General features: G+C 69.4%; 27 protein-coding genes. 4 read left to right on the forward strand and 23 right to left on the reverse strand.

Translation table 11 applies throughout. The annotated features are described in order from the left end of the window. Positions 1 to 39 precede the first annotated feature (39 nt). Together yczE and BLU81_RS24805 are read left to right on the forward strand one after the other, a co-directional pair. Positions 40 to 663: a membrane protein YczE gene (yczE, locus tag BLU81_RS24800; protein WP_092546865.1), complete on the forward strand. Its 624-nt coding sequence runs from the start codon at positions 40 to 42 to the stop codon at positions 661 to 663. Between the two features lie 25 nt (positions 664 to 688). After that, on the forward strand, positions 689 to 1,117 hold the full coding sequence (locus BLU81_RS24805; RefSeq protein ID WP_092546866.1) for a hypothetical protein: 429 nt from the start codon (positions 689 to 691) through the stop codon (positions 1,115 to 1,117). Here the strand turns inward: BLU81_RS24805 and hisF are convergent. Together hisF and BLU81_RS24815 are read right to left on the reverse strand one after the other, a co-directional pair. Next, positions 1,114 to 1,875: an imidazole glycerol phosphate synthase subunit HisF gene (gene hisF / locus BLU81_RS24810; protein ID WP_092546867.1), complete on the reverse strand. Its 762-nt coding sequence runs from the start codon at positions 1,873 to 1,875 to the stop codon at positions 1,114 to 1,116. The two genes, BLU81_RS24805 and hisF, sit on opposite strands and share 4 nt — an antisense overlap. Then, entirely contained in the window at positions 1,872 to 2,747 is an 876-nt protein-coding gene (locus BLU81_RS24815; RefSeq protein ID WP_092546868.1) for an EamA family transporter, read from the reverse strand. Before BLU81_RS24815 ends, hisF begins: the two co-directional genes overlap by 4 nt. A gap of 72 nt (positions 2,748 to 2,819) precedes the next feature. On the opposite strand from BLU81_RS24815, the gene BLU81_RS24820 reads away from it, so the two are divergent. Further along, positions 2,820 to 3,728 carry a LysR substrate-binding domain-containing protein gene (locus BLU81_RS24820; protein ID WP_092546869.1) on the forward strand — a complete coding sequence of 303 codons (909 nt, stop codon included), beginning with the start codon at positions 2,820 to 2,822 and terminating at the stop codon, positions 3,726 to 3,728. Here BLU81_RS24820 and priA read toward each other — a convergent pair. From priA to BLU81_RS24860, 9 genes are all read right to left on the reverse strand, one after another. Next, a complete protein-coding gene (priA, locus tag BLU81_RS24825; RefSeq protein WP_092546870.1) occupies positions 3,694 to 4,413 on the reverse strand; it encodes a bifunctional 1-(5-phosphoribosyl)-5-((5-phosphoribosylamino)methylideneamino)imidazole-4-carboxamide isomerase/phosphoribosylanthranilate isomerase PriA in 720 nt (239 codons plus the stop codon). The two genes, BLU81_RS24820 and priA, sit on opposite strands and share 35 nt — an antisense overlap. Before the next feature lie 9 nt (positions 4,414 to 4,422). Further along, positions 4,423 to 4,743, reverse strand: a complete 321-nt coding sequence (locus tag BLU81_RS24830; RefSeq protein ID WP_092546871.1) for a hypothetical protein — start codon at positions 4,741 to 4,743, stop codon at positions 4,423 to 4,425. Between the two features lie 13 nt (positions 4,744 to 4,756). Then, positions 4,757 to 5,377: an imidazole glycerol phosphate synthase subunit HisH gene (gene hisH, locus BLU81_RS24835; protein ID WP_172890614.1), complete on the reverse strand. Its 621-nt coding sequence runs from the start codon at positions 5,375 to 5,377 to the stop codon at positions 4,757 to 4,759. Continuing rightward, positions 5,377 to 5,538 carry a hypothetical protein gene (locus tag BLU81_RS49275; protein WP_172890615.1) on the reverse strand — a complete coding sequence of 54 codons (162 nt, stop codon included), beginning with the start codon at positions 5,536 to 5,538 and terminating at the stop codon, positions 5,377 to 5,379. Before BLU81_RS49275 ends, hisH begins: the two co-directional genes overlap by 1 nt. Further along, positions 5,535 to 6,146, reverse strand: a complete 612-nt coding sequence (gene hisB / locus BLU81_RS24840; protein WP_092546873.1) for an imidazoleglycerol-phosphate dehydratase HisB — start codon at positions 6,144 to 6,146, stop codon at positions 5,535 to 5,537. Before hisB ends, BLU81_RS49275 begins: the two co-directional genes overlap by 4 nt. After that, positions 6,143 to 7,216: a histidinol-phosphate transaminase gene (locus BLU81_RS24845; protein ID WP_092546874.1), complete on the reverse strand. Its 1,074-nt coding sequence runs from the start codon at positions 7,214 to 7,216 to the stop codon at positions 6,143 to 6,145. Before BLU81_RS24845 ends, hisB begins: the two co-directional genes overlap by 4 nt. Next, the gene (gene hisD / locus BLU81_RS24850) at positions 7,213 to 8,520 is read right to left on the reverse strand and encodes a histidinol dehydrogenase (RefSeq protein ID WP_092546875.1); all 1,308 of its coding nucleotides are present in this window, start codon (positions 8,518 to 8,520) and stop codon (positions 7,213 to 7,215) included. The genes BLU81_RS24845 and hisD overlap by 4 nt, the downstream gene beginning before the upstream one ends. Positions 8,521 to 8,593: 73 nt before the next feature. Continuing rightward, the gene (locus tag BLU81_RS24855; protein WP_092546876.1) at positions 8,594 to 8,878 is read right to left on the reverse strand and encodes a hypothetical protein; all 285 of its coding nucleotides are present in this window, start codon (positions 8,876 to 8,878) and stop codon (positions 8,594 to 8,596) included. Further along, positions 8,865 to 9,071, reverse strand: coding sequence for a hypothetical protein (locus BLU81_RS24860; RefSeq protein ID WP_092546877.1), 207 nt, complete (start codon positions 9,069 to 9,071; stop codon positions 8,865 to 8,867). The genes BLU81_RS24855 and BLU81_RS24860 overlap by 14 nt, the downstream gene beginning before the upstream one ends. 100 nt (positions 9,072 to 9,171) lie before the next feature. On the opposite strand from BLU81_RS24860, the gene BLU81_RS24865 reads away from it, so the two are divergent. Continuing rightward, a complete protein-coding gene (locus tag BLU81_RS24865; protein ID WP_092546878.1) occupies positions 9,172 to 9,879 on the forward strand; it encodes an LON peptidase substrate-binding domain-containing protein in 708 nt (235 codons plus the stop codon). 247 nt (positions 9,880 to 10,126) lie between these two features. On the opposite strand, the gene BLU81_RS24870 is transcribed toward BLU81_RS24865, so the two are convergent. From BLU81_RS24870 to BLU81_RS24925, 12 genes are all read right to left on the reverse strand, one after another. Beyond that, positions 10,127 to 10,927, reverse strand: coding sequence for a hypothetical protein (locus BLU81_RS24870; protein WP_197685979.1), 801 nt, complete (start codon positions 10,925 to 10,927; stop codon positions 10,127 to 10,129). 135 nt (positions 10,928 to 11,062) lie between these two features. After that, entirely contained in the window at positions 11,063 to 14,602 is a 3,540-nt protein-coding gene (dnaE, locus tag BLU81_RS24875; RefSeq protein ID WP_092546879.1) for a DNA polymerase III subunit alpha, read from the reverse strand. Between the two features lie 51 nt (positions 14,603 to 14,653). Next, positions 14,654 to 16,201: a MinD/ParA family ATP-binding protein gene (locus BLU81_RS24880; RefSeq protein WP_092546880.1), complete on the reverse strand. Its 1,548-nt coding sequence runs from the start codon at positions 16,199 to 16,201 to the stop codon at positions 14,654 to 14,656. Between the two features lie 186 nt (positions 16,202 to 16,387). After that, positions 16,388 to 17,395, reverse strand: coding sequence for a hypothetical protein (locus tag BLU81_RS24885; RefSeq protein WP_092546881.1), 1,008 nt, complete (start codon positions 17,393 to 17,395; stop codon positions 16,388 to 16,390). Between the two features lie 16 nt (positions 17,396 to 17,411). After that, entirely contained in the window at positions 17,412 to 18,341 is a 930-nt protein-coding gene (locus BLU81_RS24890; protein WP_092546882.1) for an RluA family pseudouridine synthase, read from the reverse strand. After that, entirely contained in the window at positions 18,338 to 18,919 is a 582-nt protein-coding gene (gene lspA, locus BLU81_RS24895) for a signal peptidase II (RefSeq protein ID WP_092546883.1), read from the reverse strand. Before lspA ends, BLU81_RS24890 begins: the two co-directional genes overlap by 4 nt. Beyond that, entirely contained in the window at positions 18,892 to 19,314 is a 423-nt protein-coding gene (locus BLU81_RS24900) for a TraR/DksA family transcriptional regulator (RefSeq protein ID WP_092546884.1), read from the reverse strand. Before BLU81_RS24900 ends, lspA begins: the two co-directional genes overlap by 28 nt. A gap of 289 nt (positions 19,315 to 19,603) precedes the next feature. Further along, a complete protein-coding gene (locus tag BLU81_RS24905) occupies positions 19,604 to 19,927 on the reverse strand; it encodes a DUF167 domain-containing protein (RefSeq protein ID WP_231953492.1) in 324 nt (107 codons plus the stop codon). A 10-nt stretch (positions 19,928 to 19,937) separates the two neighbouring features. After that, positions 19,938 to 20,705, reverse strand: coding sequence for a hypothetical protein (locus tag BLU81_RS24910; protein WP_092546885.1), 768 nt, complete (start codon positions 20,703 to 20,705; stop codon positions 19,938 to 19,940). Positions 20,706 to 20,736: 31 nt separating this feature from the next. Continuing rightward, positions 20,737 to 21,552 (reverse strand): DivIVA domain-containing protein, encoded by an 816-nt coding sequence (locus tag BLU81_RS24915; protein ID WP_092546886.1) that lies wholly within the window; start codon positions 21,550 to 21,552, stop codon positions 20,737 to 20,739. Positions 21,553 to 21,601: 49 nt separating this feature from the next. Then, positions 21,602 to 21,904, reverse strand: a complete 303-nt coding sequence (locus BLU81_RS24920) for a YggT family protein (protein ID WP_092546887.1) — start codon at positions 21,902 to 21,904, stop codon at positions 21,602 to 21,604. A gap of 55 nt (positions 21,905 to 21,959) precedes the next feature. After that, positions 21,960 to 22,724, reverse strand: a complete 765-nt coding sequence (locus tag BLU81_RS24925; protein ID WP_092546888.1) for a cell division protein SepF — start codon at positions 22,722 to 22,724, stop codon at positions 21,960 to 21,962. Between the last annotated feature and the right edge of the window lie 170 nt (positions 22,725 to 22,894).

Below are 22,894 nucleotides of genomic sequence, written 5' to 3' on the forward strand. Positions count from 1 at the left end.
CACTTTAACATCCACGGATTGGCCTCAAGAGTGGCAAGCATGAACCTGTTTCGTCGCGTGGTCCAACTACTTGTGGGACTCGTCCTGTACGGCGCGAGCATGGCCCTGATGGTCGAGTCGGGGCTCGGTCTCAACCCGTGGGACGTCTTCCACCAGGGACTCTCCGAGGTGACCGGGATCAGTTTCGGCTGGATCGTGTTGCTGGCCGGTGTGCCGGTGCTGTTGCTCTGGATCCCGCTACGGCAGAAGCCGGGCGTCGGCACGGTGGCCAATCTGTTCATCATCGGGTTCGCCGCGGACGCCGCGCTCGCGCTGCTGCCGGCCGGGGAGTCCATTCCGGCGAAGGTCGGCTATCTGGTCGGCGGGATCCTGCTGAACGGGTTCGCGACCGGCCTCTACATCGGCAGCCGGATGGGCCCGGGACCGCGCGACGGGCTGATGACGGGGCTGGCCGGCCGGTTCCCGAAGGTGTCGATCCGGGTCATCCGCACCGGCATCGAACTGTTCGTGCTGGGTGTGGGTTTCCTTCTGGGCGGCACGGTCGGGGCGGGGACCATCGTGTACGCGGTGGCCATCGGCCCACTGGTGCACCTCTTCCTGCCCCGGTTGACCGTGCCGGAACCGGCCCGCAGTGATCTTCCGGACACATTCGCTTCCCGGTGAGGTAAACGCACGGCATCATTGCGGCATGGGGGCCGGTGGCTGGAACTGGAACGACGCTTGGATCTTCGTCTCCGCGGTCATCGCCGAGCGCCTGGAGCGCGATCGGGCGCTGCACGCCGCACTGCCGGCGACCGGGGCGGCCCTGGCCGACGTGATAGCGGCAGCTGACTTCCTGCACCACAGCGTCCCGGCCCGCGAGGACCTCGAGGAGTCGGTGCGCCGCCTGGCCGGCGCCGGCCTGATCACCGTGGACGACGACCTGATCCAGGTGGCCCCGCCCGGTGAGCAGTTGTGGCGGACCCGCCCGTTCAGCGGCCTCTCGTCCGCGGTGATGACCTTGCAGACTCAGCTCAACCGGGTGTCCGAGCCGGGTTACACCGACTGGGACCTGGACGAGCAGGCGTACAACTCAGCGGTCCGTGAGTACAGCCTGCGGCTGGCCGACGGCCGCTAGCGCACCGGCTGGCCGGCGCGGCGGAGGCTGTCCTTGACCTCGCCGATGGTCAGGTCGCCGAAGTGGAAGACGCTGGCGGCCAGGACCGCGTCGGCGCCCGCCTCGACCGCCGGCGGGAAGTGGTCGACCTGGCCGGCGCCGCCGCTGGCGATGACCGGGATGTCGACGACGGCGCGAACCGCGCGGATCAGGGACAGGTCGAAACCGGCTTTGGTGCCGTCGGCGTCCATCGAGTTCAGCAGGATCTCGCCGGCGCCCAGCTCGGCCACCCGGGCCGCCCACTCGATCGCGTCCAGCCCGGCACTGCGGCGGCCGCCGTGGGTGGTGACCTCCCAGCCGCTGGGCTGGCCGGCTGAACGCCGCACGTCCAGTGACAGCACCAGCACCTGATTGCCGAACCGCTCGGCGATCTCGCTGATCAGTTCCGGACGGGCGATGGCCGCCGTGTTGACACCGACCTTGTCGGCGCCGGCCCGCAGCAGGACGTCCACGTTCTCCGGGGAGCGAACGCCGCCGCCGACGGTGAGCGGGATGAAGACCGTCTCCGCGGTACGCCGGACCACGTCCAGCATCGTGCCGCGGTCGTCGGAGGAGGCGGTCACGTCGAGGAACGTCAGCTCGTCGGCACCGGCGGCGTCGTAGGCCGCGGCCAGCTCGACCGGGTCGCCCGCGTCCCGCAGGTCGACGAAGTTGACACCTTTCACCACCCGTCCGGCGTCCACGTCCAGGCAGGGGATCACACGCACCGCGACCGTCATGCCTCAACCCTAACCAGCACGGCGGGACGGGCCCTGACCAGTCCCAGAAGCACACCGCCGACGACCAGCGAACCGCCGATCACGTCGACGGTGTGCACTCGTTCGCCCAGGAACACCGCGGCCGAGGCCATGCCGAAGAACGGGACCAGCATGGAGAACGGCGCGACCGTGGCCGCACCGTACCGCCGCAGCAGGAATCCCCATCCGGCGAAGCCGGCGAGAGTCGAGATCAGTGCGATGTAGAGCAGCGCGAGGATCGCCTCGGTGTCGACGGCTTGCAGGGCGGCGAGGTCGGCGGCGGGGCCGTCGACGATCAGCGTGAGGATCAGCAGCGGGCCGGCCGCGAGGGCACTGACCCAGACCATGAAACGCAGCGAGTCCGGCGGGGCGGCCTTGCGGGTGGCGATGTTGGCGACTCCCCAGCAGGCCGCCGCGCCGACCACCAGCGCGAACGCGGGCAGGTTCGCGGTCATCCGGGTGGCGACCAGTGCGATGCCGCCGAGGGCCACGGCGAGACCGGCGATCTGTACGGGCCGGGGCCGCTCCCGCAGGAACAGGACCGCGAACAGCATCGTGAAGATCGCCTGGCTCTGCAGGACCAGGGAACTGAGCCCGGCCGGCATTCCGGCGTGCATTCCGATGAAGAGCAGGCTGAACTTGGCCACGCCGAGAACCAGGGCGACGGTGATCAGCCACTTCCACGCGACCTGGGGACGGCCGACGAACAACAGCGCCGGTACGGCGGCGAGGGTGAACCGCAGCGCGGAGAAGAGCAGTGGCGGGAAGTGCCGCAGCCCGGCGTCGATGGCGACGAAGTTGAATCCCCAGGCGGCTGCCACGGCGACGGCGATGGCGAGGTCACGCGGTCTCATGGACTCAGCCTCGCCCAGCCAGACCGTTAAGCACCAGCGAAATGTCCTACACCCACGATGTAGCATCGCTACATGATTGACGTGGGGAGACTACGGGCCCTGCACGCGGTGGCCAGTTACGGCACGGTCCTGGCCGCCGGGCAGGCCCTGCACTGCACACCGTCTGCGGTCTCCCAGCAGATCGGCAAACTGGAGCGGGAGACCGGCACCGTCCTGGTCGAGAAAGACGGCCGCCGGCTGCGTCTCACCGCGGCCGGCCGGATGCTCGCCGGCCACGCTGAACGGGTGCTGACCAGCCTCGACGAGGCGGAGACCGCGCTGGCCGCGCATCGGGACACGGTCACCGGGCGGCTCACCATGACCGCGTTCGCGACCGCCTGCCGGGCGTTGATGCCGCACGCGCTGCGCCGTCTTGCCACCGATCATCCGCAGCTGACCACCGGGCTGATCGAGGTCAATCCGCATGAAGGCCTGGAACTGCTCCGGCGCGGGCACGCGGATCTGGCGGTGCTGGACGATTGGCCCGAGGTGGCGCTGCGTTATCCGGATTTCATAGTGAAAGTTCAGATCGGCGAGGATCACGCGGATCTGGTGGTTCCTCACGATCATCGTCTCGTCGGCGAAGCGACCTTGGAGGACGCCCGGCATGAGCGGTGGATCGGCGTCCGAGCGGGTGACGTCTGTTACGAGTACCTGATCCGCAGCCTGCCGGGGGTGGTGCCGGACTTCCAGGTGGGCGAATTCGAGACTCAGCTCACGCTGATCGCGGCCGGGCTGGGTGTCGGGCTGATCCCCCGGCTGGCTCGCGGCAATCTCCCGTCGGGGACACGCCTTGTCCGGATAAATCCAACACCGACCCGCCGGGTGGTGCTCGCCTGGCGTGACTCCTCAGCGGCCCGGCCCGCGATCCGGGCCGCCGAGCAGGCACTACGCGAAGCTTGGAAGATCAACCGAGAACGGCAAGAGCTTCTCGTACGGTGAACGCGCCCGCGTACAGCGCCTTGCCCGCGATCACACCCTCCACCCCGATCGGCTCCAGCGTGGCCAGAGCCCGCAGGTCGTCCAGGGTGGAGACACCACCGCTGGCGATCACCGGCTTGTCGGTGGCCGCACACACCTCACGCAGCAGGTCCAGGTTCGGCCCGCGCATGGTGCCGTCCTTGGTGATGTCGGTGACCACGTAACGCGACGCGCCCGCCTTGTCGAGACGGGTCAGCACCTCGTACAGGTCGCCGCCGTCCCGGGTCCAGCCCCGCGCCGACAGGGTGCGGCCACGCACGTCCAGGCCGATGGCGACCCGGTCGCCGTACTCACCACAGATCCGGTCACACCATTGCGGGTCCTCCAGCGCGGCGGTGCCGATGTTGACCCGGTGGGCGCCGGTGGCCAGCGCGCGGGTCAGCGACTCGTCGTCACGGATGCCGCCGGACAGTTCCACCTTCACGTCCAGGCGGCGCACCACCTCGGCGAGCAGTTCGGCGTTCGAACCCTTGCCGAACGCGGCGTCCAGGTCGACCAGGTGGATCCACTCGGCGCCGTCGTTCTGCCAGGCCAGCGCGGCATCGAGAGGGTCGCCGTAGGCGGTCTCCGAACCGGCGGCACCCTGGACCAGGCGCACGGCCTGGCCGTCGGCGACGTCGACGGCGGGCAGCAGTTGCAGGGTCATCTTTCTCCCTTAAGAGGCACGACGGCCGAGCACCACGACTACGAGGGCCGGCACAGCGAGGACGATGATGGCGGTCAGGATGATGCGGAGCGCGAGTTCCGGGATGAGCGACCAGATCGCGACGAGGGCGATCACGGTGACGGCCACGATGCCGATCCGTTGCCGCAGACTGCGGTGATAGATCCGGCCGTCGCGCCCGAACCGCGGCTTCAGGCTTCTCGTCGCTTTCGTGACGAACGAACGGCGGGCCACTCGGCGGGCCCGGACCGCTTTCTCCTTCTCCAGAACGGCGGTCCGCTCGGCCCGCCGTCTGGCACGTTCTTTACTCACTCTCGGTCCTTGTCTAAGCGAACGCGAGAGTCGCGACCCAGTTGCCGAGCAGCGCGAACCCGGAGTCCGCCGACTTCTCCGGGTGGAACTGCGCGGCGCTCAAGGCACCGGCCTCCACCACGGCGGCGAACGGCAGATCGTGGCTCGCGGTCGTCACCAGGGCGTCACTCAGCAGATCAAGATCTTGCGCGGCGTACGAGTGGACGAAGTAGAACCGGGCCTCCGCGTCGAGCCCGGCCAGCAGCGTCGACCCCTCGGGCACGGCCACCGTGTTCCACCCCATGTGCGGGATCCGCTCGGCGGCGAGCCTGGTCACCGAACCGGGCAGCAGCCCCAGCCCCTTGGTCTCCACGCCGTGCTCCACTCCCGACTCGAACAGGATCTGCATACCCACACAGATGCCGAGCACCGGCTTCCCGGCGGCGACCCGGGCGGCGATGACCGGTCCCGCGTTCAGCGCCTCGATCCCGGCCATGCACGCGGCGTAGGCCCCGACACCCGGCACCACCAGACCGTCCGCCTCGGCGGCGAGGTTCAGATCGCTGGTGACGGTGACCTCTGCCCCGGTCCGGGCGACGGCCCGCTCAGCCGACCGCAGGTTCCCGGAACCGTAGTCCAGGATGACGACGTTCATCACGCCTCCCCCGACGGCCACCAGGCGAACCCGCCCGCGGTGGCCAGCAGCGCGAGCACCGCGGTGACCCCGACGCTGAACCTGGTCGCGCCCGACTTGACGAGCTGGATCACACCACCGATCAGCAGACCGGCCAGCCCGAACAACAGCGTGGCGATCACAGCATCCCCTTGGTGGACGGCAGCGCACCGGCGTTGCGGGCGTCGATCTCGACAGCCTCACGCAGCGCCCGGGAGAAGGCCTTGAACTGGGCCTCCACCACGTGGTGCGCGTCCGGGTGACCACCCGGGCGGCAGGCACGCAGCACGTCCACGTGCAGGGTCACCTTCGCCGCGTGACCGAACGCCTCGAAGATGTGCCGGGTCATGCTCGTCGCGTAGACCGGGCCGATGTACGGCACCAGCAGCGGCTCGTCGTGCACCACATAGGCCCGGCCGGACAGATCCACGGCCGCCCGCACCAGGACCTCGTCCATCGGAATGGTGGCCGAACCGTACCGCCGGATGCCCCGCTTGTCGCCGAGCGCCTGCGCGAACGCCTCACCGAGCGCGATCGCGGTGTCCTCGATGGTGTGGTGCGAGTCGATCTCCAGATCACCCTCGGTACGCACGGTCAGGTCGAACCCGCCGTGCTTGGCGATCTGGTTGAGCATGTGGTCGTAGAAGCCGACCCCGGTGTGCAGGTCACCCTTGCCGGTGCCGTCGAGATCGATCTCGACGAGCACCTTGGTCTCGTTCGTCACACGGTCGATGCGGCCGATGCGGCTCACAGGATCTCCTCGGCGGCGTTCAGAAAAGCGGTGGTCTCAGATTCGATACCGGCGGTGACTCGCAGCCAGCCGGCCAGGCCCACGTCCCGGATCAGCACACCCCGGTCCAGGAAGGCCTGCCAGGCGGCCTTCTGATCATCGCCGGTGCGGAACAGCACGAAGTTGGCGTCGCTGTCCGCGGTGGTGACGCCCCGGCCCCTCAAGGTGGAGACGATCCGATCCCGCTGGACCTTGATCTGCTCCACCGTGGCCAGCAGCGCGGCACTCTGCGACACGGCGGCCCGGGCAGCGGCCTGCGTCAAGGCACTCAAGTGGTACGGCAGGCGCACCAACTGCACCGCGTCGACCACCGCCGGATCGGCCGCGAAATAGCCCAGCCGCCCACCGGCGAACCCGAACGCCTTACTCATCGTCCGGGTCACCACCAGGCGCGGGTGCTCCGGCAGCAACTCGATCGCGCTGCGGGTGCCGCCCCGGGCGTACTCGAAATAGGCCTCGTCGACCAGCACCATGCCCCGCGCCGCCCCGAGCACCGCGTCGACCACCGCGGGATCCAAGGCGGTGCCGGTCGGGTTGTTCGGCGAACAGAGGAACACCAGGTCCGGGTCGTGCCGGTGGATCTCAGCGACCGCCGCGTCCGCCCGCAACCCGAAATCGGGATCGCGCAGCGAACCGATCCAGCGAGTGCCGGTACCCGCTGCGAGCAGCGGATGCATCGAATAGGACGGGCCGAACCCGAGCGCGGTCCGGCCCGGCCCACCGAACGCCTGCAGCAGCTGCTGCTGAACCTCGTTGGACCCGTTCGCGGCCCACACCTGCCGGTAGGACAGATCGTGACCGAGATAGCCGGCCAGGTCGGAGCGCAACGCCACGGCGTCCCGGTCCGGGTACCGGTTGAGGTCGGCCAGCTCGGCGTCGAGCGTCTTACGCATTGCCTCGATCACCGGCCGCGGAACCGCGAAAGCATGCTCGTTCGTGTTCAACCGGACGGCGACGTCGAGCTGCGGCGCCCCATACGGGGTCTGGCCACGCAGGTCGTCCCGGATCGGCAGATCGTCGATGGTGGTCATGAGAACCGGACCTTCACCGCGTCACCGTGGGCCGGCAGATCCTCCGCGTTCGCGAGCGCCACCACGTGCCCGGCGACATCACGCAGAGCCTCCTCCGTGTACTCCACGACGTGGATGCCCCGTAGGAACGACTGCACCGACAGCCCCGACGAGTGCCGCGCGCAGCCCCCGGTCGGCAACACGTGATTGGAACCGGCCGCGTAGTCACCGAGCGACACCGGCGCCCACGCGCCCACGAAGATCGCACCCGCGTTACGGACCCGCATGGCCCACTCGCGCGCGTCCCGGGTCTGGATCTCCAGGTGCTCCGCAGCGTACTCGTCGACCACCCGAAGACCCTGCTCCAAGTCGTCGACCAGCACCACACCGGACTGCTCGCCGGTGAGCGCGGTCCGTACCCGCTGGTCGTGCTTGGTGGTCTTGATCTGGATCTCCAACTCGGCCTCGACCGCGTCGGCCAGCGCCGGAGAGTCCGTGACCAGCACACTCGCGGCGAGCGGGTCGTGCTCGGCCTGACTGATCAGGTCGGCGGCGACATGCCGCGGATCGGCGGTCTCGTCGGCCAGGATCGCGATCTCGGTCGGGCCGGCCTCCGCGTCGATCCCGACCCGGCCCTGCAGGATCCGCTTCGCGGCGGTCACCCAGATGTTGCCCGGCCCGGTGATCACATCGACCGGCTCACACCGGTCGGCCTCGTCCACACCGTCCGCGCCGTAACCCAGCATCGCGATCGCCTGCGCGCCACCGACCGCGTAGACCTCGGTCACCCCGAGCAGCGCGCACGCCGCCAGGACCCGCGAGTCCGGCAGACCGTTGTTGGCGATCTGCGGCGGCGACGTCACCACCAGACCCTCGACACCGGCCTCCTGGGCGGGCACCACGTTCATCACCACGGTCGACGGGTAGACGGCCAGGCCACCGGGCACGTAGAGACCGACCCGGCGCACCGGCACCCAGCGCTCGGTGACCGTGCCCCCGTCGACCACCTGCGTGGTCGTGTCGGTACGGCGCTGGTCGGCGTGCACCTTACGAGCCCGTTTGATCACCTCGAGCAGGGCGGCCCGCACCTCGGGCTCCAGCACGTCGGCAGCCGCGGCGATCGCCTCGGCCGGCACACGCAGGCGCTCCAGGGTGACGCCGTCGAACTTCTCGGTCGCCTCCCGGATCGCACTGAACCCATGCTCATGGACCGCCTCGACAAGCGGGCGAATCCTCTCGACGGCCACAGAGACGTCGAGCTGGGCACGGGGCAGCAGTCCGCGCGGGTCCCGCCGGGAGCCGCGCAGGTCGATCCGATTCAGCACGTGGCCCAGTCTAAGCCGCCACGGAAGCGGGTTTTCCACACGACTCTCCTGGCCCGAGCCGTGGGACAGGTTCTCATCCGAGACGTTCCGATAAAGGCCACCACCGGCGCTTCGGTTTCGGTGCGGACACGAACGGCAGGTAGACGGTGCCACCGATCACCTTTCCCGGTACGGGAGTGGGCAGGTCTCCGGGTAGGCAGACGTCCGCCTCGAAACCGGCAATGCGGACCCGGGCCACCGAGAACTCCCCGCCGGGCGCCGCCACCGTCCGGCGCTCCGCGATCAGGACCGCGCCGTTGAGCAGCGCGATCGGGTCGCCATCGACCTGATCGAACGTGCCCGGCTCAGCTCCGGCCACGGCCAGCCGTTCTCGACGAAGTCATCACCCTGTCGTCACGCAGGCCGAACACCAGCCGCACCCCGGACGGGCCGATCGTGATCCCCTCGGCCGTGCCGACGACCTCGGTGGCCGGCATGACCCGGCCGAGCAGCGTGTTCAGCCCGTCCTGATCGAGCGAGCCGAATCCCGGACAGCCGAAGTTCGAAGCCATCCGCGCACGACATCGATCATCGGCGTTACGCAGCGACCGGAATACCGGCTTCGTCCTCACGGCGGGTTGACCATGGTCGGCAGCGGACTAGGCTGAACGCGTGAGCGATCGGCTGCCGGTCTTCCCGCTGAGCACGGTGCTCTTCCCAGGTCTGGTGCTGCCCTTGCACATTTTCGAGGAGCGTTACCGCGCCCTCGTCCGCGAGCTGGTGGCCAAGTCGGAGGAGACACCGCACGAGTTCGGCGTGGTCACCTTTCGGCACGGCAGCGAGGTCACCCCCGACCCCGGCGAGGACACCGCCGTTACCGCGCCCCCGATCGGCGCCGACGATCTCTACGAAGTGGGCTGCACTGCCGAGTTGCGGCACGTCACCGAGTTGCCGGACGGCCGCTTCGACATCATGACCGTCGGCCGCCGCCGTTTCCGGGTGCTGAGCGTCGAGCAGGGCGCCGAGCCCTACCTGACGGCTCGTGTCGAGTGGCTTCCCGAGGAGGACGAGCCCAGCCCAGCCGCGCAGCTCTTCGCTCCGCGGGTGCTCACCGCGTTCCGGGTCTACCTGGAGCTGCTGCGCCCCAACAGTGAAGGCCTCGACCAGGTGCCCGACGACCCGACCGTCCTGTCCCATCTGGTCGCGGCCACTGCCCAGCTCACCGTCGAGGAGCGGCAGATGTTGCTGGCCGCACCTGACACGGCGGACCGGTTACGGGCCGAGCTACGGCTGCTGAACCGTGAGGTCGGCTTGTTGGCCAAGGTGCGTGCGGTCCCGGTCCCGTTGGCCGACCTGGCCAGACCGGCAAGCCCGAACTAGCCGCCCCACTCCCCAACCCCAAACCCCTCTTTCTTTCGGCTAGCCGTAGCTCAGACAGGTTCTGCGGTAGTCATTCCATGCCTGACGTACGGCTCGGGTCGCTCAGCCGTAGCTCAGCCATGGAATGACATAGCCAGAACCTGCCTGAGCTACGGCTAGCCGAAGAATGTCCCAGTCGAAACATGTCTGAGCTACGGCTAGCCGAAAAAATAAGGGGGTGGCGGGCGGGTTGGGTGGGCGGGGCTTGTCAGCGGTCGTCGGGCTTGGGGCTGTCGGGAAGCCCTCGCGCATCCGGTGAATTGATCGGCATGCCCGGACCGTCCCGGAATCCGGCCGGTTCGGCGGACTCGGGTCCGAACGTGACCGGTCCCCCGTACCGCTGCTGGTCCGGAATGGTCGTCTCCCGCTCGGACGGGTCCTCGTAGGCCGGATGGTTGGCCCCGTAACCCGGAAACGCGCCCGGCAGATCCAGATCGGGATCGTTGGACCAGCCCGCCAGCAGAGTCAGCACGATCGCCGCCACGAAAGCCGGCACCAGTTTCGGCCCGAGCGCCTGCAACTCCGGCGGCGCCAGATATGTCGAGCCCTGCACCGCCGTGGCCCGCCACTGGTCGTAGGCGTCCCGCCCAAGGTATTCCCCGGCCATCGGCGCCACCCAGCGCCCGGCCAGTAACGTCCCACCGACGACGCCGAGCAGCAGGAACGGCCCCCGATCACGGCGCAGCAGCAGCCACGACCCGATCGTCACGATCAGTCCGAAGCCGAGCCCGAGCAGGGTGAACCAGCCGTCGGCGGCGATGTACTGCTCCGGGGAGGGGTCGGTGACCAGTGTCCCGGACGTTCCGGCGTCGACCACGGGAACACCCGGTGCCAGCCACGCCCAGAGGAGCCCGAACAGCACGCCGAGCACCGAGATCACGGCGGCGACGCCGAGTCCCACGCTCAGGCTGCGCCGCCACGGCCGCCGGCTGCCCTGATGCAGCCGGAACCACCGCTGCCATTCCGGCCCAGCGCCGAAGAACGGCCCGCCCGCCGAAGACTCGGGCACCGGATACTCCGACCCCACGGTAGACCCCGACCCCACCGGAAACGACGGCCCCACCGGCATGGCCGATGTCTCCGGCCCGGACGGCTGCTCATTCGGGTAAGACACGCTGCGATCCTTCCAGATCGGCCCGCACCGTCAGGCGACGGCCGACGGGCCGAGGATCATCTTGAGGTCGGCGCGCAGAGCCGGCGTCGCCGCCACCCGGAAGGCGCCGAGCCGCATGATCGTGGTCCGTTTGCCGTTCTGCAGGTGGACGTGCACTTCGGTCTCGCCCGGGTGGCTGACCAGGATCTCCTTGAGCTGGCCGACCATCGGCGGTGTGCACTTGGTGATCGGCATGGTCAGGGTGACCGGCTTGTTGTCCGAGTTGTGGGAGATCTCCGGGATGGACATGTCCATCGCCATGATCCGGGCCTGATCGTCGCGCCTGTCGATCCGGCCTTTGACGACCACGATCGCGTCCTCGGCGATGTACTGGCCGACCAGCTCGTACGTGTTCGGGAAGAAGAGCGCCTCGACACCGCCGGCCAGGTCTTCCAGTGTGGCCGAGGCCCACGACTTGCCCTGTTTGGTGATTCGCCGCTGGACTCCGGTGAGGATGCCGGCGAGGGTGACGACCGCGCCGTCCGGGACGGAGCCCTCCTCGTTGAGGGCGGCGATCGAGGTGTCGGCCGCGTTGGCCAGCATCGCTTCGAGACCGGCGAGCGGGTGGTCGGAGACGTAGAGGCCGAGCATCTCCCGCTCGAAGGCCAGTTTGTCGCGCTTGTCCCACTCGCTGTCGCCGATCGTCGGCATGGTGACCGCGGCCGAGCCGCTGCCGCTGCCGTCGTCGTCGCCGAACGCCCCGAACAGGTCGAACTGGCCGGCCGCCTCGTTGCGTTTGACGTCGGCGTACGCGTCGATCGCCTCGGCGTGCACCGCGAGCAGGCTCTTGCGGCTGTGCCCCATCGAGTCGAACGCGCCCGCCTTGATCAGCGACTCGATCGTCCTCTTGTTGCAGGCCACCGCGTCGACCTTGGACAGGAAGTTGTAGAAGTCGTTGTAGTCGCCCTTTTCCTTGCGGCATCGCACGACGGCTTCGACCACGTTGCCGCCGACGTTCCGGACGGCGCCCAGACCGAACCGGATGTTCTTGCCGACCGGGGTGAACGGCCCGGCGGACTGGTTCACGTCCGGCGGCAGCACCTGGATGCCCATCCGGCGGCATTCCGCCAGGTACATGGCCATCTTGTCCTTGTCGTCGCCGACACTGGTGAGCAGACCGGCCATGTATTCCGCCGGGTAGTGCGCCTTCAGATAGGCGGTCCAGAACGACACCAGGCCGTACGCCGCGGAGTGCGCCTTGTTGAACGCGTAGCCGGCGAACGGCACCAGCACGTCCCACACTGCCTGGATGGCCTCGTCGCCGTAGCCGTTCTCCCGGCAGCCGTCGCGGAAGGGGATGAACTCCTTGTCCAGGATCTCTTTCTTCTTCTTACCCATCGCGCGGCGCAGCAGGTCGGCCTGGCCGAGGCTGTAGCCGGCGAGGATCTGCGCGGCGCGCTGCACCTGCTCTTGATAGACGATCAGGCCGTACGTGGGTTCGAGGATCTCGCGCAGCGGCTCTTCCAGCTCCGGGTGGATCGGGGTGATCTCCTGGAGCTTGTTCTTGCGGAGCGCGTAGTTGGTGTGCGAGTCGACGCCCATCGGGCCGGGACGGTAGAGCGCCAGGACGGCGGAGATGTCCTCGAAGTTGTCCGGTTTCATCAGGCGCAGCAGCGAGCGCATCGGTCCGCCGTCGAGCTGGAACACGCCCAGGGTGTCGCCGCGGGACAGCAGTTCGTACGCTTTCGGGTCGTCCAGCGGTAGCGACAGCAGGTCGAGTTTCGCGCCGTGGTTGATCTCGACGTTGCGGTTCGCGTCGTCCAGGATCGTCAGGTTGCGCAGGCCGAGGAAGTCCATCTTCAGCAGGCCGAGCGTCTCGCAGGTCGGGTAGTCGAACTGCGTGATGATCACGCCGTCGCTGGCCCGGCGCATGAGCGGGATGTGGTCGATGATCGGCTCGGCGGACATGATGACGCCGGCGGCGTGCACGCCGGTCTGCCGGATCAGGCCCTCGATGCCGCGGGCGGTGTCGATGACCTTCTTGACGTCCGGGTTCTGCTCGTACAGCGACCGGACCTCACCGGCCTCGTTGTACCGCTTGTCGTCCTTGTTGAAGATGCCACCGAGGGTGATGCCCTTGCCCATCACGTCCGGCGGCATCGCCTTGGTGATCTGGTCGCCGACCGAGTACGGATAGCCGAGGACCCGGGCAGAGTCCTTGATCGCGGCCTTGGCCTTGATCGTGCCGAACGTGGCGATCTGGGCGACCTTGTCGTCGCCCCATTTCTCGGTGACGTAGCGGATGACTTCGGCGCGGCGCCGGTCGTCGAAGTCGATGTCGACGTCGGGCATCGAGATGCGCTCGGGGTTGAGGAACCGTTCGAAGATCAGGCCGTGCTGGATCGGGTCTAGGTCGGTGATGGCCATCGCGTAGGCGATCAGCGAGCCGGCCGCCGAGCCACGGCCGGGACCGACCGCGATGCCGTTGTCCTTCGCCCACTGGATGAAGTCGGCGACCACCAGGAAGTACGCCGGGAAGCCCATCGAGATGATGACGCCCAGTTCGTATTCGGCCTGTTTGACGTGTGTCTCCGGGATGCCGTCCGGGAAGCGCCGGCGCAGGCCTTCGAAGGCCTCGTGCCGGAAGAACTCCTCCTCGGTGTAGCCGTCCGGGATGGGGAACCGGGGCATCAGGTTCTTGAAGGTGAACATCCCGTCGGTGTTCACTTTCTCGGCGACCAGCAGGGTGTTGCGGCAGCCGTCCTGCCAGGCTTCGGAGGAGTCGACGGCGCGCATCTGGTCGGCCGATTTCACGAAGTAGCCGGAGCCGTCGAAGCGGAACCGGTTGGGGTCGGCGACGTTGCTGCCGGTCTGGACGCACAGCAGCACGTCGTGGGCCGCGGACTGTTCCTCGTGCACGTAGTGCGAGTCGTTGGTGACCAGCGGCGGGATGTTGAGTTTCCTACCGATCTCCAGCAGGCCGTCGCGGACCCGCTTCTCGATCGACAGGCCGTGGTCCATGATCTCCAGGAAGTAGTGCTCCTTACCGAGCGCCTCCTGGTATTTCGCGGCCGACTTGAGGGCCTCGTCGAAGTGCCCGAGGCGCAGCCGGGTCTGCACGATGCCGGACGGGCAGCCGGTGGTGCCCATGATCCCTTCGGCGTGTTCCGCGATGATGTCGAAGTCCATCCTCGGGTACTTGCCGAGTTGGCCTTCGATGGAGCCGCGCGAGTTGAGCCGGAACAGGTTCTTCAGACCGACCGCGTTACGTGCCCACATGGTCATGTGCGTGTACGCACCGTTACCGGAGACGTCGTCTGACTTCTGTTCCGGGCGGCCCCATTTGATGCGCTTCTTGTCGAGGCGTGACTCGGGCGCGACGTACGCCTCGACTCCGATGACCGGGATCACACCGGCGGCTTTGGCCTGGGTGTAGAAGTCGAACGCCCCGTGCATGTTGCCGTGGTCGGTGATCGCGGCGGCGGGCATGCCGAGCCGTTTCGCCTCCGCGAGAAGTTCTTTGATCCGGGCCGCCCCGTCGAGCATTGAATACTCTGTGTGCACATGTAGGTGCACAAACGAGTCAGACACCCGGACCCCCTCTTGGCGTTGACGGCGCCGTGAAGCCTAGCCCGACCGAACCTACTCCGCGAAGGGCTCCAGCATCACCGACGCCGCGCGGAGCCAGGCCTGCCGGGTCTCCTGTTGGAGGTCGCCGTACTCGATCGAGGAGCCCACTTCGAGCGCCGGGTCGTACGGCACCACGGCGACCGCCCTGGTCCGGGTGGCGAAGTGCTTCTGGAAGTCGCCGAGCAGCGGCAGGTGCCCGGGAGACGGGCAGGAGATCAACGTCACGGCGTTGGCCACCATGTCGCCCATGCCGCTCTCCTCGAGCACGTCGAGCATCCAGTCCGCGGTGAACGCGGCGTCCTCGCGGGGCACGGTGGTGATCACCAGCTGGTCGGCGGACCGCATCACGGTCTGCCAGTTCACGCTCTCCACGTTGTTGCCGGTGTCGACGCAGATCACGTCGTGCGTGCGGCGCAGCAGGTCCATCACCCGTCGCACGGTGCCCTGGTCGAGGCGCTGGGCGAAGCGCGGGTTCTCCTCGCCGGCCAGCACGTCGTAGGAGCCGTCCGAGGCGTGCCGCAGGTAGGCGTCCAGTTCCTGCAGCAGCGCGTCGCCGTGCAGGCTCTCGATGCGCATCAGGTCGGCCAGCAGGTGCTTGATCGTCCGGGCGTGGCGCGCGCTGCCGGCCCGTAGGCCGAGGGTGCCGCGGAGCTCGTTGTCGTCCCAGGCGAGCACTCCGCGGCCGCGGACGCTGCCTATGGTCGCCGCGGCCAGCACGGTCGCGGTGGTCTTGTGGACGCCGCCCTTGGGGTTGGCGAACGCCAGCACCCGTGGTTTGCCCAGTTTGCGGCGCATGAGGGCGACGGCCCGGTCCAGGCCGTCCTCGGTGCGGCTCTGCCGCCACTCGATGCGGGCGCCGGTGGTGGCCGGGGCCGGGTCCAGAGAGACCGGGGCCGGCGGTGCGGGCGGTGCCGGGGGTGGCATCCGGGCCGGCATCGACGGGGACACCGGGGCGGCCGGGTACGCCGTGGGTTGCGGCGCGTAGGCCTGCGGCGGCTGCGCGTAACCGTTGGCGGGCGGCGGTGGGTAGCCGTTGGACGGCGGCTGCTGCGGCTGGTAGCCGTTCGGCGGGTACTCCCGCGCCGGGGGTGCAGGGGGTGCCGGGGCCTGCGGGTAGGCGGCGCCGCCGTACTGCTGAGGCTGCGGAGCCGGCGGCTGCTGCGGGGGCTGCGCGGGTTGCGGGGCGCGCGGCGACGGGTCGAAGAAGCTGTGCTGCGGCTGCTCCGGTTCGGCGCGGTTCTGCCAGCGCGGGTCGAGCGGGTTGATCGGCCGCTGCGGGACGGCACGCTGGTCGGCCGGCGGCTCCGGGGCCCGGCCACCGAAACCGCCTGGCCGGGGCTGACGCTGGTCGAGCGGGTTCACCGGGCGGCCCACCTGGGCCGAGCCACGGCTCTGCTGCTGTTGTTGCTGCCACTGCTGCTGCTGTTGGGGCGTCTCCGCCGGCTTCGGAGCCTCTTCGGGCTCCTCGCTGCGGGCACCATGCCGGGCCCGGTCGAGCAGCGCCCGCCAGCGCGGGGCTGGTTCCGCAGGCCGGCCCCAGCCGGTCTCGGTCCCGTCCACGGCTCGTCCTTTCTGCGCCTACCCGATGTCACTCACGGCGAAAGTCTCGCTCGCCCTTGACAGGCTACGGAGGAGAACCCTATTCGGGCCACCTGCCCAGCGACCATCCTCTGGTCGTTCTTGATCACATGACGGCACCCTGACCGGGCAGGTGCACCCGGCCGATCGTCGGCGTGGACGGAGAATTCAACGGCCGGCGTCGTCGCCGGATGCTGCTGGGGACACACTCGCACCCTCGTGAGCAGGACTCGCGTCCGCTGCAGAGGGTACGGCAACACGGGCCCCGGAAGGGAGTACGGCAGCCGGTGACCTCGCGCCTGAATTATCTGGTGAGGCAGATGTCACATCGGCCTCGATCGACGACGGTAACGGTGCCGGGGTGCCCGGGGCAACGCTCACCACCCCGGATGGCACGACCGACGACGCCGGGTCCGGCGAGACGACGTCCACGTCCTCGGGAAGCGGGGGCCGGAATTCGGTCCGGTCCAGCTGCCGTACCTCCGGAGCCGGGTCCACCACCCGCACCCAGGGCCGGGCGGAGATCCCGTCCAGAACGTCGGGTGTGGCGCGTACCACCGCGGCGAAGACGCACTCACAGCCGGCCCGGTAGGCGGCCGCCTCCTCGGCGGCCACCGCTGCCGCGCTGTCGTAGGCCGCCCGCAGCCGCGCCTCGTTGCGCCCGCCGCCGGTGAGCCCGGCGCTCAGCCGCAGATAGTCGGCCCGTTCCCGGTCCCGGTCCCGGGCCGCCGCGACCATTCCCGCGGTCACGTCGCCCGGCAGCTGGTAGACCGCGATCCGGGTCACCGCGGTCCGGGTGTTCGGCAGCGGCACCCGGGTGTAGACCTGGGCCACCTGACTGCCCGCGAGCAGTGCCGGCAGCCGCTCCGCCAGGGTGTACCGGCGGAAGGCCACCAGAGCCCAGGTCTCCCCGGCGGTCGGCCCCGACGGGTCGGCCAGCCGGGCCAGCTCCTGCTGGGAGGACTGCAGGTACCTGTCGACCGACTGGCCCTCGACGACGCCCACCCGGAGCAGATCGCCCGTCTCGTCACCGATCGGTAGATCCCGGTCGGCCCAGAAGACCACCAGGACCAGCGCGACGGTAGCGGCCAGCGCCACTCCGGTCATGATCTGCAACCGGAGCGAGCCGCCCCCGAACCGGACGAAGCCTGCCCGCATGCGGTGCGCGGGGCCCACGGGTCACTCCCGACGGTCAGCCGGCGTCCTGGAGGACGTCCAGCGCGTAAACCAGGTCGTCAGGGTAGTCGCTGACGAACCGGACCTCATCGTGCGTCCGGGGGTGTTGGAACGCCAGTTCGCGGGCGTGCAGCCACTGACGGTCCAGCTTGATCCGGGCGGCCAGGGTCGGGTCGGCGCCGTACGCGGTGTCGCCCACGCACGGGTGCCGCATCGCCGACATGTGCACCCGGATCTGGTGCGTCCGCCCGGTCTCCAGTTGCACGTCCACCAGACTGGCCGAGCGGAACGCCTCGATCGTGTCGTAGTGGGTGACGCTCGGCTTGCCGCTGTTCATCACCGCGAACTTCCAGTCGGCCGTCGGGTGCCGATCGATCGGCGCGTCGATGGTGCCTCGCAGCGGATCCAGGTGCCCCTGGACCACCGCGTGATAGCGCTTCTCGACCTCACGCTCCTTGAAGGCCCGCTTCAGGAACGTGTACGCCATCTCGCTCTTGGCCACCACCATCAGGCCGGTGGTGCCGACGTCGAGCCGGTGCACGACACCCTGGCGCTCGGCCGCACCGCTGGTCGCCACGTTCTGCCCCATCGCGGCCAGCCCGCCGATCACGGTCGGGCCGGTCCAGCCGGGGCTCGGGTGGGCGGCCACGCCGACCGGCTTGTCCACCACCACGATGTCGTCGTCGCTGTAGATGATGCCCATGCCGTGCACCGGCTCGGCCACCATCGTGGGCGCGGCCACCGGCGCCGGCAGGGTCACTTCCAGCCAGGAGCCGGCCACGACCTTCTCCGATTTGAGGCGGGCCACGCCGTCGACCATCGCGTCACCGGCCTCGACCAGGGTGGCCGCGGCCGTCCGGGACAACCCGAACAGGCGTGAGACGGCCTGGTCCAGCCGCATGCCGTGAAGTCCGTCAGGTACCGGAAGGGACCGCTGCCCACTCATGCCGTCTCCTCCTTGGCTTTCTCTTTGGTGATTCTGCTGCCGTCCCGCTGGCGGCCGGTCAGCTCCAGAAGCACCGCCAGCACCACCCCCACGGTCAGGCAGCTGTCGGCGATGTTGAACACCGCGAAGTACTCCGCGTTGGGCCCGAAAAGGCTGATCATGTCGACCACGTGCCCGTGGAACGGGGCGGGCGCGCGGAACAGCCGGTCGATCAGGTTGCCGATCGCACCGCCCAGCACCAGGCCGAGCGACAGCCCCCACGGCAGCGAGCGCAGCCGGGTCGCCATCCACCCGATCACGCCGACCACCACGAGGGTGATCAGCGGGAAGATCCAGGTGTAGTCACTGCCGAGACTGAACGCGGCTCCGCTGTTGCGCAGCAGCGACAGGTAGACCAGGCCACCGAGGATCCGGACCGGCTCGCCGGGCACCAGGTTCTCGGTGGAGAGGTGCTTGACCCACTGGTCGACCGCCACGGCGACCAGCATGGTCGCGGCCAGGACGGCCACCGCGCGGGGTGTGAACCGCGTGGCGGCCTTCTCGTCGGCGTTCAGCGTCTCTCCTCCAACTGCTTGCACTTGACACAGAGGGTGGCGGACGGGAAGGCAGCCAGTCGCTCGACCGGGATCTGGTTGCCGCACCGCTCACACCAACCGTAGTTGCCCGAGCCGAGCCGGTCGATCGCGTGTTCGACCTGGTTGATCCGCTCGAGCAGGTTGTTGGCCAGCGTGATCTCCTGCTCCCGCTCGAGCGTCTTGGCCCCGGTGTCGACCTGGTCGTCCCCGGCCGAGTCGATGACCCGCTCGCGCTGCAGCTCGGTGATCTCACTGAGCGCCTGATCGTACTCGGCCTGCAGTTCGCCGAGCCGCGCGACCAGAGCCTTGCGGATCTCCTCGGTCTCCGCGGTGCTGCGGTCGCGCTCGGCGGAGCCGCCGGAAGTCGTCCCGGGCCGGATGTCGGTTGCCTTGGCCATCGTCGCTCCCTCGGCCGCGCGGGGCGCGGCGATCGGCGGTGTGCGGGACCGGCCGGGCGGCCCGCCGGGCCGCCCGTCGTGTCCTCTGGTCTGTGGTGATCTCGGCCCGTGATCCCCGGGCCGCCGTCGATCTTCCCTCACCTGCACAAACGGCGCGGCTGGAAAGCGGCCGCGCACCCGGTGAGGGTGGCAAGGATACGGAAGGTGACGGGAGCCGACAACCTGCGCCGAGCGTGGGAAGTGGCATAAATCCACAAACCACACAGCTAACCCCAATGTGACCGTATAGTCACGCTGCGTCGTCGCGGAGTGCGGTGAGCCGCGCCTCCCATTCCCGGTCCGCGGCGGTCACCGTGAAGACCTTGTCCCGGCTGGTCGCCCCGAGCCGAAGGACCACCGCGGCCGGGCGCAGCTTCAGCGCCGCCGCGAGCGCCTTGCGAACCGCCTCGGTGGCCTTGCCGTCGACCGCCGGCGCACCCACCGCGACGATCAACGCGGGACCGTGCGGGCCCTCGTAGCGGCCGCCGACCCTGGTCCGACCGGCGCCCGGGCGCACCCGGACCGGCACCGACACCCCGCTCGAGGCCGCCGGGTCACGGCCTTGCACGCTCAAAACGGCACACTCAACGCTGCTGGGCCACGGCCGCGACGAGACGGTCCACCGGCCGGCACAGGCCGCACGGGCTGAAGCCGAGCTCGACCGCCTCGTTCACCGGCAGCGGCTCGGTCAGCCGGCCGACCAGGTGCGGGCAGTCAGCCATGTGGTAGCGGGGCCGCCCGTCGACCACCAGCACCTCGGTGTCGAACCGCGCGACAAGCACCGCGTCGGCCGGCCGCACCGACTGCGGCAGCGGCTCGTCGTCGGGATCGTCGTCGTCCGGTTCGGCGAACTCGTCGGCCTGCTCGGCCGGGTCCGCGGCGACCGGGGCGGCGGGACGCCACGCCTGCTCGTCCTCATCGGATCGCAGCGGCGACGGGCCGGAATCAGCCGCGGAGTCAGAATCGGCATAGTCTGCGCCGGACGGCCCGGAGGGCTCCGGCCGGTCACCCGAACGGGTGGCGGTGTCGCGAGAACCGGCCGCACGGGCCTCCGCCACCTCGTCCTCGGACGGCGCCTCCCACCTGCGGGATTCGCCTGCGGGGGCGGCATGGGTTGCGGGAGAATCTTCGGCGAAGGCGACCGGCTCGTCGGACTCGGGGTCACGACGGCCGGGCCGGAACGGCGCCTTGAGCCGTCGCGCGGCGGCCTGCCGGGTGCCGATGACAAGAGCGACCGCGGCCAGCAGGCTGACCACGATCGAGGTTATGAGAAGGCTGCTCGACCCGTTGACCAGGCCCAGCGCGAGAAACAGAACCGCGACGGGGATGAGCAGAAGACTAGCAACGATCATGGCTCATCCTCGTCGCGGTGCGGGGCTGCGGTCAGCGACCCGATTCGATGGAGGGGGTTCGGCCGCCGCTGTAGGAGCTGGCCAGGCCGGCCGCGGCGAGACCGCCGGAACCGCCCACGGCCCGGTTGGAGTCGGCCCGCGTCAGCTCGGCCTCGAGCCCCTGACCACGACCGTCGAGGTCGCGCAGCTGGCTCTCCAGGTAGGCCTTCAGCCTCGTGCGGTACTCCCGCTCGAACTGCTTCAGCTCCTCGATGTGCTTCTGCAACGCGGTCCGCTTCGCGTCCAGGCCGCCCATGGCCTCCTGGTGCCGCTGACGGGCGTCGCGCTCGAGGGCGTCGGCCTTGGCCCGGGCCTCCCGGGTGACCTCCTCCGCCTTCGAACGGGCGTCGGAGAGGAGCTTGTCGGCCTCGCGCCGGGCGTCGGCGACGTGGTCGTCGGCGGTGCGCTGGGCCATCATCAGGACCCGCAGGGCCTGCTGCTCGCCGTCCGCACCGGCGGGGCTAGCACCGGGGCCGGGGCCCTGCGCGCGAACCTGCTCCAGCTCGGCCTGCATCTGGCGGGCGGCCTGCTCAGCCGCGGTCTTGTCCCGCTGAACGCGGTCCAGTTGGGCTTTCAGGTCGTTGAGCTCGGCTGCCAGGCGGGGGTCGGCGCCGGGCCCGGCGGGAGCACCACCGCGGCCGCCGCGTTCCACCTGGGCGCGCAGCTCGTTGTTCTCCTCGATCAGACGGGCGAGTTCGCGCTCCACCTCGTCTAGGAAAGCGTCGACCTCCTCCTCGTCATACCCCCGCTTGCCGATCGGGGGCTTCTTGAAGGCGACGTTATGAACGTCGGCCGGGGTCAGCGGCATCGAAACTCCTCGGGTCAGTCGCGGCCGCGGTTGGGGCTGCTGTCTAGCGCTATTGCTGCAGGATCAGTCTTGCAAGTACCAAGTCCGTGAGCACGAACAGGATAACCAGCAGCACGATGGAAGCCAGGTCCAAACTCACGTTACCAATGCGCAGCGGTGGGATCACACGCCTCAACGCCCTGAGGGGTGGATCCGTGACGCTCCACACGGCTTCGAGAGAGGCTGAAGCGCCCCGGCCCGGCTGCCAGCGCCGTCCGTACTGGAGCACCGCACTCAGCACGAACCTGGTGAGCAGCACGATGGTGAAGAGATACAGCAATATGTAGAGGATCTGTAACACGATCGACAGCACGTCAGGTGGATCCCTCGTTCGGGTCAATCACGGTCGAAGGCGGCCCAGAGCCCGGTCAGCCCTGGGTGAAGAAGCCACCTTCTGCGATCTTGGCCTTGTCCTCCGCGGTGACCTGGACGTTCGCCGGAGAGAGCAGGAAGACCCGGTTGGTGACGCGCTCGATCGTACCCCGCAGGCCGAAGGCCAGCCCGGCGGCGAAGTCGACCAGGCGACGGGCGTCCGACTCGTCCATCTCGGTGAGATTGATGATCACCGGGACGCCGTCGCGGAAGTGCTCGCCGATCGTCCGCGCCTCCCGGTACGTGGTCGGATGCAGCGTGGTGATCTGGTACCGCTGCTCGTCCTCGGCCGGGCGCTGGTGGACCACCGGCTGAGGGCGGACCGGCTCCGGCTTGAGGGCCACGTTGTCCCGGGTGGGGTACGTCAGGGCGTTGGACTGCTCGGCAGCCGCCGACGGCCGGGTGATGGAGCGGACGCTCGCCCGATCGAGGCGCTCGCTGTCATCCCGGTCACGGTGGTCACGGTCGAGGTCCCCCCGGGGGGTGGAGACGCGGTCGCGGTCACGGCGGTCGGCACGTGCCCGCGGGACGGCGCGCTCCTCCTCTTCCTCGTCGTCGGTGAACTCGTCGGAGTAGCGGTCGGTGGAGTAGCGGTCCCGATCACGGTCGCGGTCCCGATCACGGTCCCGGTCGCGATCCCGGTCACGTTCCCGCGAACGGTAGGAACTCTCCCGGTAACCACGGTCGTCATACCCGCGGTCGTCGTCCTCCTCGACGAGGCCGAGCCAGACGCCCGCCTTGCGAAACGCGCCGCCGCTCATGCCTTCTCCCCCTCTCGGGAGTCACCAGCGCGAACCATCGACGGCATGAGCTCCTTTCGGTCGCTGATGCCATCACACCCCTGCCGAGAGTCCATGCCCCCACCTCCGTCCGCTGTACGGCTCGCGCCCCCTGGCGTGCCGCGTCCCCCCTTACGAGCCGGAAACCAGGA

The sequence above is a fragment of the Actinoplanes derwentensis genome (assembly GCF_900104725.1).
GTDB classification, from domain to species: Bacteria; Actinomycetota; Actinomycetes; order Mycobacteriales; family Micromonosporaceae; genus Actinoplanes; species Actinoplanes derwentensis.

Coding starts and splice junctions, on each gene's coding strand:
- yczE (WP_092546865.1), top strand. CDS start 40: ATGAACCTGTTTCGTCGCGTGGTCCAACTACTTGTGGGACTCGTCCTG.
- hisF (WP_092546867.1), bottom strand. CDS start 1,875: ATGACGGTCGCGGTGCGTGTGATCCCCTGCCTGGACGTGGACGCCGGA.
- BLU81_RS24805 (WP_092546866.1), top strand. CDS start 689: ATGGGGGCCGGTGGCTGGAACTGGAACGACGCTTGGATCTTCGTCTCC.
- BLU81_RS24890 (WP_092546882.1), bottom strand. CDS start 18,341: ATGAGTGGGCAGCGGTCCCTTCCGGTACCTGACGGACTTCACGGCATG.
- BLU81_RS24845 (WP_092546874.1), bottom strand. CDS start 7,216: ATGACCACCATCGACGATCTGCCGATCCGGGACGACCTGCGTGGCCAG.
- BLU81_RS24910 (WP_092546885.1), bottom strand. CDS start 20,705: ATGATCGTTGCTAGTCTTCTGCTCATCCCCGTCGCGGTTCTGTTTCTC.
- BLU81_RS24925 (WP_092546888.1), bottom strand. CDS start 22,724: ATGAGCGGCGGCGCGTTTCGCAAGGCGGGCGTCTGGCTCGGCCTCGTC.
- BLU81_RS24860 (WP_092546877.1), bottom strand. CDS start 9,071: ATGGCTTCGAACTTCGGCTGTCCGGGATTCGGCTCGCTCGATCAGGAC.
- BLU81_RS24820 (WP_092546869.1), top strand. CDS start 2,820: ATGATTGACGTGGGGAGACTACGGGCCCTGCACGCGGTGGCCAGTTAC.
- BLU81_RS24915 (WP_092546886.1), bottom strand. CDS start 21,552: ATGCCGCTGACCCCGGCCGACGTTCATAACGTCGCCTTCAAGAAGCCC.
- hisH (WP_172890614.1), bottom strand. CDS start 5,377: ATGAACGTCGTCATCCTGGACTACGGTTCCGGGAACCTGCGGTCGGCT.
- priA (WP_092546870.1), bottom strand. CDS start 4,413: ATGACCCTGCAACTGCTGCCCGCCGTCGACGTCGCCGACGGCCAGGCC.
- BLU81_RS24900 (WP_092546884.1), bottom strand. CDS start 19,314: ATGGCCAAGGCAACCGACATCCGGCCCGGGACGACTTCCGGCGGCTCC.
- BLU81_RS24815 (WP_092546868.1), bottom strand. CDS start 2,747: ATGAGACCGCGTGACCTCGCCATCGCCGTCGCCGTGGCAGCCGCCTGG.